Source organism: Pseudorhodoferax sp. (assembly GCF_047601025.1).
GTDB lineage: Bacteria > Pseudomonadota > Gammaproteobacteria > Burkholderiales > Burkholderiaceae_C > Pseudorhodoferax.
This window is the reverse complement of the sequence record NZ_JASGJZ010000001.1, coordinates 595,484-609,237: the sequence shown is the minus strand read 5'-3', so window position 1 is coordinate 609,237 and position 13,754 is coordinate 595,484. Positions and strand designations below refer to the sequence as shown.

Annotated in this window: 16 protein-coding genes and 1 pseudogene; 8 read left to right on the top strand and 9 right to left on the bottom strand. The window is 69.3% G+C overall.

The genetic code is table 11. The features are described 5' to 3' along the window. The first annotated feature begins 123 nt into the window (after positions 1-123). Together QM782_RS02930 and QM782_RS02925 are read left to right on the top strand one after the other, a co-directional pair. Positions 124-1,359, top strand: a complete 1,236-nt coding sequence (locus QM782_RS02930) for a glycosyltransferase family 4 protein (protein ID WP_415201437.1) — start codon at positions 124-126, stop codon at positions 1,357-1,359. Further along, positions 1,356-2,513, top strand: a complete 1,158-nt coding sequence (locus QM782_RS02925) for a galactosyldiacylglycerol synthase (RefSeq protein WP_415201436.1) — start codon at positions 1,356-1,358, stop codon at positions 2,511-2,513. The genes QM782_RS02930 and QM782_RS02925 overlap by 4 nt, the downstream gene beginning before the upstream one ends. A 119-nt stretch (positions 2,514-2,632) precedes the next feature. Here the strand turns inward: QM782_RS02925 and QM782_RS02920 are convergent, their stop codons facing one another. Then, the gene (locus tag QM782_RS02920) at positions 2,633-3,574 is read right to left on the bottom strand and encodes a LysR family transcriptional regulator (RefSeq protein WP_415205572.1); all 942 of its coding nucleotides are present in this window, start codon (positions 3,572-3,574) and stop codon (positions 2,633-2,635) included. Positions 3,575-3,716: 142 nt separating this feature from the next. Between QM782_RS02920 and QM782_RS02915 the strand changes: the two genes are divergently transcribed. Next, positions 3,717-4,106 carry a RidA family protein gene (locus QM782_RS02915; RefSeq protein ID WP_415201435.1) on the top strand — a complete coding sequence of 130 codons (390 nt, stop codon included), beginning with the start codon at positions 3,717-3,719 and terminating at the stop codon, positions 4,104-4,106. Positions 4,107-4,179: 73 nt separating this feature from the next. Here QM782_RS02915 and QM782_RS02910 read toward each other — a convergent pair whose 3' ends face one another. Next, on the bottom strand, positions 4,180-5,085 hold the full coding sequence (locus tag QM782_RS02910; protein WP_415201434.1) for a LysR family transcriptional regulator: 906 nt from the start codon (positions 5,083-5,085) through the stop codon (positions 4,180-4,182). A 122-nt stretch (positions 5,086-5,207) separates the two neighbouring features. On the opposite strand from QM782_RS02910, the gene QM782_RS02905 reads away from it, so the two are divergent. Together QM782_RS02905 and QM782_RS02900 are read left to right on the top strand one after the other, a co-directional pair. Beyond that, on the top strand, positions 5,208-6,074 hold the full coding sequence (locus tag QM782_RS02905; protein WP_415201433.1) for an inositol monophosphatase family protein: 867 nt from the start codon (positions 5,208-5,210) through the stop codon (positions 6,072-6,074). A gap of 43 nt (positions 6,075-6,117) precedes the next feature. After that, positions 6,118-6,750, top strand: coding sequence for an NADPH-dependent F420 reductase (locus QM782_RS02900; RefSeq protein WP_415201432.1), 633 nt, complete (start codon positions 6,118-6,120; stop codon positions 6,748-6,750). A 239-nt stretch (positions 6,751-6,989) separates the two neighbouring features. Here QM782_RS02900 and QM782_RS02895 read toward each other — a convergent pair whose 3' ends face one another. Then, complete coding sequence (locus QM782_RS02895) at positions 6,990-7,838, bottom strand: nidogen-like domain-containing protein (RefSeq protein WP_415201431.1); 849 nt, start codon at positions 7,836-7,838, stop codon at positions 6,990-6,992. A gap of 316 nt (positions 7,839-8,154) precedes the next feature. Between QM782_RS02895 and QM782_RS02890 the strand changes: the two genes are divergently transcribed. Continuing rightward, positions 8,155-8,430: a hypothetical protein gene (locus QM782_RS02890; RefSeq protein ID WP_415201430.1), complete on the top strand. Its 276-nt coding sequence runs from the start codon at positions 8,155-8,157 to the stop codon at positions 8,428-8,430. A 7-nt stretch (positions 8,431-8,437) separates the two neighbouring features. On the opposite strand, the gene QM782_RS02885 is transcribed toward QM782_RS02890, so the two are convergent. The 6 genes and pseudogenes from QM782_RS02885 to QM782_RS02860 form a co-directional block, all read right to left on the bottom strand. After that, entirely contained in the window at positions 8,438-9,907 is a 1,470-nt protein-coding gene (locus QM782_RS02885; protein ID WP_415201429.1) for a CHAD domain-containing protein, read from the bottom strand. 38 nt (positions 9,908-9,945) lie between these two features. Next, on the bottom strand, positions 9,946-11,007 hold the full coding sequence (locus QM782_RS02880; protein WP_415201428.1) for a transporter: 1,062 nt from the start codon (positions 11,005-11,007) through the stop codon (positions 9,946-9,948). A 120-nt stretch (positions 11,008-11,127) separates the two neighbouring features. Continuing rightward, the gene (locus QM782_RS02875) at positions 11,128-11,250 is read right to left on the bottom strand and encodes a hypothetical protein (RefSeq protein WP_415201427.1); all 123 of its coding nucleotides are present in this window, start codon (positions 11,248-11,250) and stop codon (positions 11,128-11,130) included. A gap of 166 nt (positions 11,251-11,416) precedes the next feature. Then, positions 11,417-11,545, bottom strand: a pseudogene (locus QM782_RS02870) (LysR family transcriptional regulator); the annotation flags it as partial. Continuing rightward, positions 11,509-11,637, bottom strand: a complete 129-nt coding sequence (locus QM782_RS02865; RefSeq protein ID WP_415201426.1) for a hypothetical protein — start codon at positions 11,635-11,637, stop codon at positions 11,509-11,511. The pseudogene QM782_RS02870 and the gene QM782_RS02865, both read right to left, overlap by 37 nt. 21 nt (positions 11,638-11,658) lie before the next feature. Continuing rightward, a complete protein-coding gene (locus QM782_RS02860; protein ID WP_415201425.1) occupies positions 11,659-12,720 on the bottom strand; it encodes a YncE family protein in 1,062 nt (353 codons plus the stop codon). A gap of 194 nt (positions 12,721-12,914) precedes the next feature. On the opposite strand from QM782_RS02860, the gene QM782_RS02855 reads away from it, so the two are divergent. Together QM782_RS02855 and QM782_RS02850 are read left to right on the top strand one after the other, a co-directional pair. Further along, positions 12,915-13,232 (top strand): type II toxin-antitoxin system RelE/ParE family toxin, encoded by a 318-nt coding sequence (locus tag QM782_RS02855; protein ID WP_415201424.1) that lies wholly within the window; start codon positions 12,915-12,917, stop codon positions 13,230-13,232. Between the two features lie 3 nt (positions 13,233-13,235). Next, positions 13,236-13,544 carry an addiction module antidote protein gene (locus QM782_RS02850; protein WP_415201423.1) on the top strand — a complete coding sequence of 103 codons (309 nt, stop codon included), beginning with the start codon at positions 13,236-13,238 and terminating at the stop codon, positions 13,542-13,544. Positions 13,545-13,754 lie beyond the last annotated feature (210 nt).

Sequence of the window (13,754 nt, the reverse complement as noted above, 5' to 3'; positions counted from 1 at the left end):
GCGGGGCGATCGTGGCGAGAGGGAATGAAGGGCTGATGACAGGGCGGCCGGCGCTGGGGCCCTGACGCCGGACCGACACGCAGCCGTCACGCCGCTGTCGCGGCCGCCCCCCAGCATCGGGCCATGCCACCCGCCGCCCCCGCCCCCATCGCTGCGGACGCGCCGGCGCCCGCGCGTCGCCCGCTGCGCATCGCCGTCGTCACCGAAACCTATCCGCCCGAGGTCAACGGCGTGGCCGCCACGCTGGCCTGCTGCGTGCAGGGCCTGCGCGCGCGCGGCCACGCGGTGCAGCTGGTGCGTCCGCGGCAGGACGCCTCCGATGCCGCTGCCTCCGAGGTACTGCTGCGCGGCCTGCCGATCCCGTGCTATCCGCACCTGCGCATGGGCCTGCCGGCCACGCGCACCCTGGTGCGGCTGTGGACGGCGGCGCGGCCGGACCTGGTGCACGTGGTGACCGAAGGGCCGCTCGGCTGGTCGGCGTTGCACGCGGCGCGCCGGCTGCGGCTGCCGCTGTCCTCGGACTTCCGCACCAACTTCCACGCCTACGGCCGGCACTACGGCCTCGCCTGGCTGCACGGGCCGCTGATGGCCTACCTGCGCCGCTTCCACAACCGCTGCGGCCTGACCATGGTGCCGACCGAGTCGCTGCGCCGGCAGCTGGTGGACGAAGGCTTCGCGCGGCTGCAGGTGGTCGCGCGCGGCGTGGACACTCGGCTGTTCCATCCCGGCCGGCGCAGCGAACCGCTGCGCGCGGCCTGGGGCGCCGCACCGGACACGCCGGTCGTGGTCCATGTCGGCCGGCTCGCGCCCGAGAAGAACCTCGGCCTGCTGTGGCAGGCGGTGCAGGCCATGCGCACGGTCGATCCGCGCGTGCTGCTCGTGGTGGCCGGCGACGGCCCGCTGCGGCCTGCGCTGGAGCGGGCCTGGGCCGGCCAGGGCGTGGTGTTCGCCGGCGTGCTGCGCGGCGAGGCGCTGGCCGCGCACTATGCCAGCGGCGACGTCTTCCTGGCTCCCAGCACGACCGAGACCTTCGGCAACGTGACCACCGAGGCGCTGGCCAGCGGCCTGGCGGTGCTGGCCTACGGCTACGCCGCCGCCGCGCGGCTGATCGTGCACGGCGACAACGGTCTGCTCGCGCCCTACGACCAGCCCACGCGCTTCCTGGCCGAGGCGCGGCGCCTCGCGCGCGCGCCGGAACTGGTGCGGCGCCTGTGCGCACGCGCGCCACAGGCCGCCGCAGGCCTGGCCTGGGACCGGATCGTGGCCGAGATGGAGACCGCCTTCGTCCAGCTGCTGCAGGCGCACGCGCCCGGGCGGGCCGTGCGCGCGCTGCCACCCGCCGTCGCGGGGCTGCCATGAAGGTCGATCTCGTCTACTTCGACGCCGGCGGCGGACACCGTGCGGCCGCGCTGGCGCTCCAGGCCGCCTGCCGGCTGCAGCAGCGGCCCTGGCAGGTGGAACTGGTGCACCTGGTGGACCTCGTGGATCCGCAGGGCCTGTTCCAGCGCTGCCTCGGCATGGCGCCCGAAGACCTGTACAACAAGCGCCTCGCCCGCGGCTGGACGCTGGGGCTGGCGCAGGAGCTCAAGCTGCTGCAGGGCCTGATCCGCATGGCCCACGGCCTGTTGTGCCAGCGCCTGGCCGGGCACTGGCGCGCGCGGCGGCCGGACTGCGTGGTCTCGCTGATCCCCAACTTCAACCGCGCGCTCGGCGAGAGCCTGGCCCAGGCGCTGCCGGGCGTGCCCTTCGTGACGGTGATGACCGACATGGCCGACCATCCGCCGCACTTCTGGCGCGAGGACGGCATCGCCCAGCACCTGGTCTGCGGCACGCCGCATGCGCTGGCGCAGGCGCGCGCGGCCGGCCACGATCCGCGGCGGCTGCACGCGGTGGAGGGCGTGCCGCTGCATCCGGACTTCCACGCGCCGCTGGCGCTGGACCGGCAGGCCGCGCGCCGCGCGCTCGGCCTGCCGGCGCACGATGGGCAAGGGCCGCCCGTCGGCGCCGTCATGTTCGGCGGCGCCGGCTCGATGGCGATGGAGCGCATCGCCCGCGCGCTGCCGGACACGCCGCTGATCCTGCTGTGCGGCCGCCATGCGCGGCTGGCCGAGCGGCTGCGCCGCCAGCCGGCCGCCGCGCCGCGCGTGGTGCTGGGCTTCACGCGCGAGGTGCGGCGGCATCTGGCGCTGGCCGATTTCTTCATCGGCAAGCCCGGCCCGGCCAGCCTGTCCGAAGCGCTGCTCACCGGCCTGCCCGTGGTCACCACGCGCAACGCGTTCACCATGCCGCAGGAGCGCTACAACACCCACTGGCTGGAGCAGCAGGGCATGGGGCTGGTGCTGCCCGGCTTCGGTGAGGTGGGACCGGCCGTGCGCGACCTGGCCGCTGCGCTGCCCGCCTACCGCGCGCGCGTCGCGGGCTTTCGCAACCGCGCCGTGCTCGAACTGCCCGACCGCATCGCCGGCGTGATGGCCGCAGCCGCCGATGCCCGGCACCTGCGCCTGGCCGCCTGAGCCGAGAACGTCGAGCGCCTGAAAAATCTCCGTTGTCAAGTTTTCTTGCGGCAGCAATTTGTCGATCTGACATGCACTTGGTCAGTTGCACATAGGCCGCCGCAGTTGCAAAGGGGAAATCAGAGAAGGTAGGGATGTAACGGCTCCCCGTTGGCCCTGGGGACGGGCTTTTTCATCAACTCGACGATCCAGTCGATAAAAACTCGCAGCTTGGCACTGACATGGCGGTTCGGGGAAAATGCCACGTACAGAGGCATGGGGTCGAAACGCCATTGCTCAAATACCGGGATCAATTCGCCACGAGCCTGATGTGCTGCCGCCATATAGGTTGGCAGCCAAAGCACCCCTAGCCCAGCCAGCCCCGCTTCGAGGTAGGCATTTCCATCGTCGACTGCGAGCACATAGCGGCTCTTGACTTCAATGCGCTCATTCCCGCAGTGCATGGTTCTAGGCTCGACCATACCGGTGCGTGGGTGCATGAATCCCACGATGCGATGGTCTGTGTTCTCCATTTCTCGTGGATGCTCAGGAGCGCCAAGGCGTTCTACATAGCTCGGTGCGGCGTAGGCACCGATTTGCAAATCGCCGACATGACGTGCCATAAGGGATTGATCGGTGATTTCACCACCGCGCACCACGCAATCGACGTTGTCGCCGATCAGATCCACCATCCGGTCGCTTACGCCCATGTCGAACTGGATATCGGGGTAGCGCGCGTGGAAAGCTGGTAGCGCTGGCACCAGAACCAGACGGGCCAGTGGGCTGGGGACATCCACCCGCAGCCGCCCCTTGGGCGCAGCCGCAGCGCTGGACAGGCTGGTTTCAGCGTCGTCCATGTCTGCCAGCAGGCGTACGACGCGCTCGTAGTAGGCAGCCCCATCGGGCGTGACACTGAGCTTGCGGGTGGTGCGATGGAGCAGTTTGACGCGCAAGCGCGCCTCCAACTGCTGAACCAGTTGCGTCACCGTGGTTTTGCTCATTTGAAGTGTTTGGGCCGCTTTGGTGAAGCTGCCTGCCTCTACCACCCGGGAAAAGGCGCGCATCGCATCAAATCGATCCATCCCTTGTCCTCCATTACCTTGGATTGTTTGTATTCTACAAACAATGATGAACAAAGTCGCTTGTTTATCAATGCGACCAGTCGGTTGTAAAGTGCCCTCTTCGCTCATCGGGCGGATTTCTCCCCGTTGCAAAGGTATGGACATGGCAAAACGTGAAGTGGTCTTTCCCGCCGGACGACAGGCGCTTTATGAGCGCAATCGGTATTCGCCGGCCGTCAAATCCAATGGTTTTTTGTTCGTCTCGGGACAAGTTGGCAGCCGCGAGGATGGTTCGCCTGAACCCGATCTGAAAGCGCAGATCAGGTTGGCGTTCGACAATCTCGATGCGGTTCTCGCTGCTGCGGGCTGCACGTTTGACGATGTGGTTGACGTCACCCTTTTTGTCGTCGATCCCGAATCGAATCTCGACGCCATCTGGAGTGTCCTTCCGGCATATTGGGGCGAAGCCCCTTATCCGACCTTGACCGGCATTGGCGTGACGTGGCTCTACGGTTTCCAGTTTGAGATCAAGGTGGTCGCCAAGCTGCCTTAAGTGCGCGTTTACGTTCCAAGATAGGGCTGCCGCCACGACGCGCAGGGTCGGAGCGGCGTGGCCGTGGAACGGCTCAGGGCCGCCCCGCCGAGGATGCCGTCCAACACTTGACGCTCTCGCCCACTTGCTCGCGCAGCCATGCATGGGCAGGGTCTCCGTCATGGCGCCGATGCCAGGTCGCGACGACGGGCAGCGGCGACACCGCCAGCGGCAGTGCGGCAGTCTTCAGCTTCATGGCATTGACCAGCAATGCGCTGACGCGCTCCGGCACAACCACCAGCAAGTCGGCGGCCCCTGCCATGCACAAGGCCGCGGCGACCGTCGGCGCGGAAGCGGCTACGCGGCGCGACAGCCCTTGGGCGGCCAGCAGTTCATCCACCGGATCGTGCAATCTGCCCCGGCGAGAAACCGTGACATGGTCGGCCGCAGCGTAGCTGCGTACCGTGAGCCGGCGGCCTGCCAACGGGTGCTCCGGCCGCATGGCGACCATGAGCCTGTCTTCGCCCAGGATGGCGTGCAGCAGATCCGCCTGCGTGGGAATGGTCGCGCCGATATGCAGGTCAACCTGGCCCTGGCGCAGTTCCGGCGTGTCCATCGATGCCTCCGCCAGCACCCTCAGGCTGGATCGCGGCGCCGCGCGGCGCAGGCTGGCCAGCCAGGCGGGGCCGAGCGCGCAGGCCAGCGCGTCGTGGCACTGGATGGTGAAGCTGCGTTCCATCTCGGCCGGCTCGAAGCGGCGCTGGCGCGCCAGCACGGCCTGCGCGCGCGTGACCACGGCATGCACCTCCTCGCGTATGGCCAGCGCGTAGGGCGTCGGCGACATGTGGCGGCCGGTGCGCACCAGGATGGCATCGCCCGTCATGTGCCGGATGCGGTCCAGCGTGCGGCTCATCGCGGGAGAGCTGACGTGCATGCGGGCCGCGGCGCCTCCCACGCTCCCCTCGTCCAGCAGCGCGTCAAGCGCCACCAGAAGGTTCATGTCCAGTTGCATATGGGTTAATTGATCGTTAACGACGTTTGATTTGATGTTAATTGGGCGGCGGCCAAAAATGAACCCATCACACACCCGGGCGGCAACGCTGCAACCCTCAAAGGCATGAAATGGACTCCTCGACCAATCTCTCTCTCGCGACCGCCCAGCGCTTCGCCAGACACGCCGCCACCCATGCGGACGACGACGGCGCGCTGCTCGCAGCGGTCGTAGCCGCCGTGCGCGCCGCCGGCGTCCACATGCTGGCCCGCTTCGACGCCCAGACGCGCACTCCCGACGATCTGCAAGGCGTCGTGGCCGCCATCCATGCAAACGACGACGCATCGCTCGCCGTGGCGCGCGAACTTCTCATGGCCGCCCGCCCGAACGCTGGCTGGGTGGACGATGAGCTGGAAGGCGGCGCGCTGTCTGGCGGAGAGTGGTGGGTGTTCGACCCCGTGGAAGGCAACGTGAACCACGTGCATGGCCTGCCCGCATGGGGCGTCAGCGCGACGCTGGTACGCGACAACGTTCCCGTGCTGACCGCCGTCCACGAACCCGTGGCCGGCCGCCTTTACACCGCCGTGCGCGGCAGCGGCGCGGCATACGTGAACGGCGTGCCGATGCGCCCGTCCACCAAGACCGAACTCAAGGCCGCCATCGTCACCACCGGCCAGGCCAGGCCCGGCGAGACGCCTGAAACCCACCGCCGTCTCGGCGAATCCATCACGTCCATGCTGAATGCGGCGCTGGTGGTGCGCATGACGGTGCCGGCCACCTTCGAACTCGGGATGGTGGCTGCCGGGCAGATCGAAGGCTTCTGGCAGTACAGCGACGTGCGCTCGGGCTTGGCCGCAGGCGCGCTGCTGGTGTCCGAGGCCGGCGGTGTCGTCACCGACACCCGGGGCCGTCCCTGGACATTGGCCAGCGAGGATTTCCTGGCCAGCGCGCCGGGCGTACATGGCGAAGCGGTGCGCGCGCTGAGCCCCGTGGCCTGAACACCGCCGTCGAACCTACTCATTTCATTTCCAGGAAACCCTCATGAACATCAGCATCCTCGGCTCCGGCCGCGTCGGTACCACGCTCGCACAAGCTCTGGCCGCCAAGGGACACGACGTCACCCTTGGCCACCGTGACCCCGCCATCGGGAAGAACCAGTGGCAGGGACCGCCGCTGCGGCATGCGTCGCTCGCCGACGCGGCAGCGGCGTCCCCACTGGTCATCAACGCGACGCCGGGCGACACCGCCCTGCAGATGCTGCAGGCGCTGCAGGCGCCGCTCCAGGGCAAGGTGCTGCTGGACGTCTCCAACGCCACGGAGCGCACGGCCAACGGCATGCCCAGCGGGCTGCTCTACCCGAACAGCAGCCTGGCCGAGCGCCTGCAGGCCGCACTGCCGCAAACGCGCGTCGTGAAATCACTGAACACCATGCTTTTCACCGTCATGGCGGCACCCCAAAGCCTGCCGACTCCGCCCACGGTGTTCATCAGCGGCGACGACACAGGCGCCAAGGACCAGGTGAAGGCGCTGCTGGCCGAGCTCGGATGGCTGGCCGGGCAGATGCTGGACCTGGGCGGCATCCAGTCCGCGCGTGCAACCGAGGCGCTGATCCTGATGGCTCCCTACCTGATCGCCGCCCGGGGGCTCAAACCGTTTGCATTGACAGTGGCGTAACCAGACGAGAGATGCAGGCATCGATGAGGAAAGACCCGTTTCCCAGGGGCCTCATCGGGCCACCAGCAGGGAAGGCGGGCCAGGTTTCGGAACGCACCGGCATCTGGCGAGCTCGCCCAAGTCATTGATAAACCTGCTGTATCCGGCTTTGGCGTAGTCCAGCGAAATGCGGCGCTGGAGTCATGGGGAAATGAAAAAAGGCGGCCCGCAGGCCGCCTCGCGTGGGATGCCGGACCGCTTCAGTCGCGGCGACGGCGGCGGGCCGCCACCAGGCCCATGCCCAGCAGGCCGCTGGCCAGCAGGGCGATCGACGCGGGCTCTGGCACTTCGCCCGGTTCTTCGGGGTCGACGGGCTCCAGGGCCGCGTTGAACCAGATGTACTTGTTGTCCACGACGTTGTTCATGCCGGCCTGGTTGGAGCCGGCGATCACGATCGCGTTGCCTGCACCGTCGCCGAAGCCCACGGCGGCCGTGGTGCTGGTCTGCGTGCGTTCCCAGTCCATGTCGCCGTAGAAGAAGCCGATCAGGCCCTCGCCGGCGGGCAGTGCATAGCCGTCGCGGCGGATCACGATCTGGAAGCTGTTGAGCGGGCTGCCTTGCGTGTTGTAGTAGCCCACGTGGTCCCAGGTCACGACCAGTTCGTCGGCCGACAGGTTGTAGTGCATCACGCCGGAAGCGGTGGCGCGCGTGTCCACGTCGCCGAAGAAGGCCGAGATCACGGGGGAGTTGGCGCCGGTGGGGCCGGTCGGCACGTAGGCCGAGATCCCGTTACCGAAGCTGAGGTTGCCGTTGTTGTTCAGGTACAGGCTGTTGTAGGTCGAGCCGAAGAACGTGAAGTTGAAGCCCAGGCTCAGCGCCATGAAGCCGTCGTCGTTGCGGCCGCTGGCCGCGCCCACGTTGGCCGCGTTGCCGCCACCGGTCATGACGGCCACGGCGCCCAGGTTGTTCGTGTAGTAGCCGTTCGGCGTGTAGACGTTGGCCGAGGAGTGCAACGCGGAGGCGGGAAGCGTGACGATGTCGGCGAACGCCGCAGGCGCCAGCGCGCCGACGAGTGCCAGAGCCGCGGTTGCCTTGTGGATGAGCTGCATGGATGACTCCGTTGGATGGATCGAGGGAACACATTGCCAATGTGGCCAAATGCAACAGCACGTTACATGCCTGTTTTAATACACGCATGTTTTACAAAGGGAATCTGTGAGATTTGACAGGTCTGCAGTGCTTATGAGGAGCTAGTCTGTCAAGTTTTTCGACGGATTGGTGGCGATGCCAAGGGACTGATGGCGGCCGTCTGCACCACATCGCGCGTCGTGGGTCGTGCAATGGTCACGGAATTGACACAATTTTTGCCGTGTCGACAGTGTCCAATGCGGGTTCGCCCTAGTGCCCCGAACGAGGAACCTGCCTTTGAACGCCATCAAGGAAGCCAAGAAACTGATCGCCAAGGACCCGTACGCGCCTGCCGCCAAGACGCTGGCCGACCTGGTCCTGTCGCTCGAATCCCGCGAACCCTTCCACCTCGAGCGCCTCTACGCGCTGAGCCTGGCCGAGTTCGACCTGGCCGTGCAGATCGTCAAGGAATGGCGGCTGGACCGCTACTACGCCGGCAAGGCCAAGCTGTACGACGTCGCCGTGCAGGTGCAGGGGCTCGGCGCACCCGAGGGCGGCGCCAAGCCGGCCTGAGCGCCGGCTAGCCCTTCTTCTTCCAGAACCTCGGCGCGCCGCCCAGCGCGCGCAGGGCCTTGCGTCCTGCGCGCGCGAGTTGCGTCTGGCGCGCCTGCAGCCAGCCCACCGCGAACCAGGCCTCGGGCACGCGGGCGGCCAGCGTGCGGCATGCCGCCAGCGCCACCTGCTCGTCCAGGCAGGCGCCCAGGGCGTCCTGCGCGGGCGCCAGCAGGCGCGCGAACCGTTCCGCGCCCCCGGCGCCGAAGACCGGCCCCGCGAACTCCGCCAGGTAGCGCAGCCGCTTGAGCCGCTTGCGCAGCGCGTGCTGGCGCTCGGGCGGCAGCGCGTCGAAGTGCCGGCCCTCGTGCAGCAGCCCCGCGTGCAGCCGGTCCAGGCGACGCTTCAGGTGGCGGCGCACCGCCTGCGGCGCCATGCCCGCGCCGGCGGGGCCGGCCGCCGCGCCGATGGCCTTGACCAGCACGGCCTGCAGTGCCTCGCCGCGCACGACCGGCCCGGCCGCGGGCGCGAGGTCGTCGCCCTCCAGCGCCAGGGCCGGTCCGCCGGCCGCGCGCAGCTGCGGCACGACCACGGCCTGCAGCAGCTGCCGGTCGCGCCGCGCGCCGAGCGCCGCGAACGCCTCGCGCAGCGGTGCCTGCCAATGTGCCGGCAGGTGCGGGCCCAGCGGCGCCAGTTCGCGCAGCGCCGTGCGCAGCCGGCGCAGGCCGACGCGCAGCTGGTGGATGTGCTCGGCCTCGTCGCTGCCGGCGGCGACCTCGCTTGCGTTCGGCAGGATCTGCGCCAGGCAGGCGCGCAGCACGGCCTGCTGCAGCGCCGCGCCGCCGGGCATGCCGCCACCGGGGTCCGGCGGCCGTGCCTTGACGGCCGGGCCCGTGGCGAGGTCCCGCGCCAGCCGCAGCCCGCGCTCGGCCTTGGACACGGTGCTGAACCACAGCCCGTGTTCGCGGGCCCACTGCCCGGCCAGCGCCGCCAGGTCGGCGACCTCGCCTTCGAGCAGTTCCAGCTCCAGTTCGCAGACCGCGGCGCGGCGCGCCGGCGGCGCGGTCACGTGGCCTTCGTCCAGCGCCAGCTCGATGCGGCTGGCGCCATGGGCGACGACGCGCGTGGTGCGCCGGATGTCGGTACCGTAGACCTCCAGCAGCGCGCCCGACCGGCCGGCGAGCGCCTGCCGCAGCCGGTCGCCGGCCGGCGTGCCGGCATGCAGCTCGGGCTGCACGATGGCCGGCGTGGCGGCGCCCAGCGCCACGTTGTGCTCCAGCCGATGCACGGGTCCCTCGCCCAGGGCCTTGGCCGTCTGCACCCAGTGCCGGCCCTCCTTGCGCAGCCGCAGCACGGCGCCCTGCGCGGCCAGCGCGCCGTCGGCCGTGTCGAAGTAGCGCGCCTGCAGCCGCTGGCGGCGCGTGTCGCCGGCCTGCAGGGCCTGGGCCACGCCGGCCAGCCGTTCGGCCGGGATCTGGAACTTGAACTCGATCTCCATGGGGCGATGGTCGCACGCGGCCCGCGGGAGCGGGCGATTCAGCGCTCGCGCCCGGCGCGCCAGGCCAGCCAGCCGGCGAACACCGTGAAGGCGCCGACCAGCGCGACCAGGATCCAGAAGCCGTGCGGGTTCTCGGCCAGCGGGATGCCGCCCACGTTCATGCCGAACAGCCCGGCCAGGATGTTGATCGGCAGCGCCAGCACCGTCACGATGGTCAGCACGTACAGGCTGCGGCCCGTGCCTTCGTTGACGGCGGCGGCGATCTCCTCCTGCAGCAGCTTGGTGCGCTCCTGCAGCGCCGCCATGTCGCGCAGCGCGACGGGGAACTCCTCGCAGGCCTGGCGCAGTTCGTCCACGTCGCCCTCGGCCATCCAGGCCGGCGGGCGCTGCAGCAGCCGGAACAGCGCGGCCGGCTCGGGTGCCAGCAGGCGCTGCAGCCGCACCAGCAGCCGGCGCAGCACCCCGAGCCGCGTGCGTTTGTGGTCCAGCTTGCCGGCCAGCAGGTCGTCCTCCAGGCCGTCGATGCGGCGCGTCACGCCGCGCACCACGTCCACCAGCACGTCGGCCTGCGCGCGCAGCAGCCGCTCCAGCAGCTCGGTGGTCGAGCGCATGGTCTCGCCGCGCTTGATGGCGGTGCGCAGCCGGTCCACCGAGCGCAGCGGCGACTGCCGCGCCGTCACCACGAGCCGCCGGTCCACGCCGATCCACAGCGTGGCGATGTCGGAGGATTCGAACGCGAAGTCGAACTGCACGTCGTTGATGACCGCGATCAGCGCATGCGCGTCGCGCTCGATGCGGGTGGAATGCTGGCCGTCGTGCAGCGTGTCGAAGAAGGCCTCGGGCAGGCCGGCGTGGCGGCGCAGCCAGCGCTCGGCGCCCGCGTGCGCGAGGTTGAAGTGCAGCCAGGCGAAGCCGGCGCCACCGTCCGGCGCCCCGGCTTGCGCCAGCCAGCGCGCGGCTTCGTCCGAATCCAGCGCCTCGGCCGGCGCCAGCGGGTCCGCGAAGCGGTAGCCGCAGATCAGCCCGTGCGCGTCGGCGCCGTACCGGGTGCATTCGAGCAGGCGGTCGCGCGAGTGGGCAGGCGGGCGGTCTTGGTCCATCGGCAGGCAGGGCGCAGGTCCGGCATGCTGCGTCGGCGGTGTGACGGCACCGTGACAAAGGCGTGACCGACGCCGGGCATTCCGTTCGGCAGGCCATCGTGCGGCAGGCGGCCGTGCCGTTCAGCGGCCGTCATCGTCGTCGCCGGTGCCCTCGATGCCTTCGTCCGCGCCTTCGCCGTCCTCGCCGGCCAGGCCCGGCACTTCGCCGTGGCCGTCGGCCGTGGCGCCCACGCCGGGCGCCACGATGCGGCCGGGCCGGATGTCGGCGCCGTCGCCAGCGGCATCGCCGGCCGCGGCGGCGCGCTCGCCGGTGCCGGCGGGGCGGGTAGGGGCGGGGGGTTACCCCCGAGGAGGCTGCTGCGGGCGGTGTCGTTCATGGCGTTTTCCAAGCCAAGGCATGAGCCAATGGCTAGACGCCTCTCGGCCCCAGGGCTTGCAACCGCTCCACGAAGCGGGCCAGTGCCTGCGACGGCTCGGCGTCGCGGCGCAGCAGATAGGTGGTCAGCGGGGGTGGCTTGCCCGCCAGCGTCCGGCCGACACGAAGGTCATCAGCATGCCCGCCTTCCTGATCCGCTTGGGTGCGGATTCCGGCATCGTCATCGAGGCGTTTTCAACAGGCGAACCGGGCATGCGGCGGGGGTTCAGCCGTTGTCAGAACCCGATGCGCGCCACGCTCTCGGGCGCGTCCTTCGGGTCGTTCGGGCCGTTCTTGACCGACACGTACAGCACGTTGCGCCGCGCATCCAGCGCCAGGCTGTTCGGGTGCGTGGGCAGGCTCACCGTACCCAGCGGCGCGTAGCTGGCGCTGTCGTAGACGTTCACCGTGCCTGCGGCCCGATTGGTCACATACAGGCGCTTGCGCGGTGCATCCAGCAGGATGCCCATCGGGCCGGCACCCGTGGGGATGCTGTGTACCAGCTTGCCGCTGTTGGCGTCGAGCACGGCCACGCGGTTGCCGGGGTGCTTCGAGGTGAAGCCCGGAATGCTGCGGGTCTGGAAGGCGCGGATGTTCTCCGCGCCCTGATCGGTCACGAACAGGCGCTGCGTGGCCGCGTCGAAGGCGATGTTCAGCGGCTGCTCGGCCTCGGTCTTCACGCGGTTCGTGATCTCCAGCGTGCGGGTGCTCAGGGTGATCAGCTCGCCCAGCAGGTTCGTCACGAACAGGCGCTGGCCCGCCGCGTCGAAGGCCAGTCCAGGGGCCTTGGCGTTGCCCAGGCCGGGGATGATCTTCTCGACCTTCAGGGTTTCGGTGTTCACCACGTACAGCACGCTGCCGTTGGCGCCGCCGTGGCCCTGCAGGAACAGGCGCTTGCTGGCCGCATCGACCGCCAGCTCGCGCAGGTCGCGCGGGTAGCGCTGCACGTCCTTGCCGTCCTTGTCCTTGGCGGCGACTTTTTCCTCCAACTGCACCACGCCGACCACGCGGCTGTTGACGATGTCCACCACGGTCACCGACAGGTCCACGGTGTTGCCCACGTACAAGCGCCCGCCTGCGTCATCGAGGGTGACGCCGAAAGCCTTGCGCTCCAGGGGAATCTCACGCTCGACGGCAAGGGTCTGCGGGCTCAGGCGCAGCACCTTGGCCGGCGCCGCATCGGGGCCGAAGCCGCCCGAGGAGGCGACGAACACGGCGTTCTGGTGCGGGCTGTAGGCCAGCTCGTACAGGCCCTTGGCGAGCGCCTGGCGCTGTACCTGGGCCGAGGCGGTGGCCACGGAGGCAGAAGTACCCGAAGCCGTGGGGCCATTGCCTGCGCAGCCGGCCAGTACAACGCTCAGAGCAGCAGCGGCCAGCAGGGAAAAGCGGAAAGTCATGACAGTACCTTTCAGAAAGAGACAACAGAGAAAAAAGAAGAACGGGGGGCGAAGGCTTGCACACCATTTTGTGAACCATGGATTACAATTCCCGCATGTACACCCTCCGCCTGATGCCGCAGTTCGAGGCTTGGCTGTCCGGGCTGCGAGACGGTATGACTCAGCGCCGTTTGCTGGCCCGGCTTCGCAAGGCTTCGCTTGGCAACCTGGGCGACGTGAAGCCGGTCGGCAATGGTGTGTGCGAGATGCGCGAGTTCTTCGGTCCGGGCTGGCGCATGTACTACGTGCAGCGCGGTTCCGTGGTGATCGTGATGCTGGGCGGTGGGGACAAGTCCACCCAGCAGGCGGACATCGCGGCTGCACGGGCACTGGCCGCGACTCTGGAGCCCGAAGAGGGCGAGACGAAGGAGTGAACCATGAGCAGCAAAGTCAAAGTTGCAGAGTTGGCGGTGTTCGATGCCGCGAACTACCTGCAGGATGAGCAGGCGTGCGCGCAGTACCTGTCTGCCGTGCTGGAGGATGGCGACCCGGCGCTGCTGGCCGCCGCCCTGGGCGACGTTGCCAAGGCACGGGGTATGACTCAGGTCGCCCGCGATTCCGGCCTGACGCGCGAGGGCTTGTACAAGGCGCTGAGCAGCCAGGGCAACCCCAGCTTCGCCACCGTGCTGAAAGTGCTGCATGCGCTGGGACTGCAGGTCAGCGTGCAACCGGCGGCGCGCGCCTGAACGGCGGCGGTTCGTGGCCTGCATGGGCCTCAAGCCTCCTGCGCAGCAGCTTGCACAGTGGGCGCAACGGGCGCCTTGCGCGCCGACCACACGCTGTCCACCGGGCCGTGCTTCACGCGCCGCGCCGCGGCCCGTGCCATCAGGCGAAGCACAGGGCCGCAACGGCCAGCGGGGAAAAGCGGAAAGTCATGACAGCACCTTTCAGAGAGG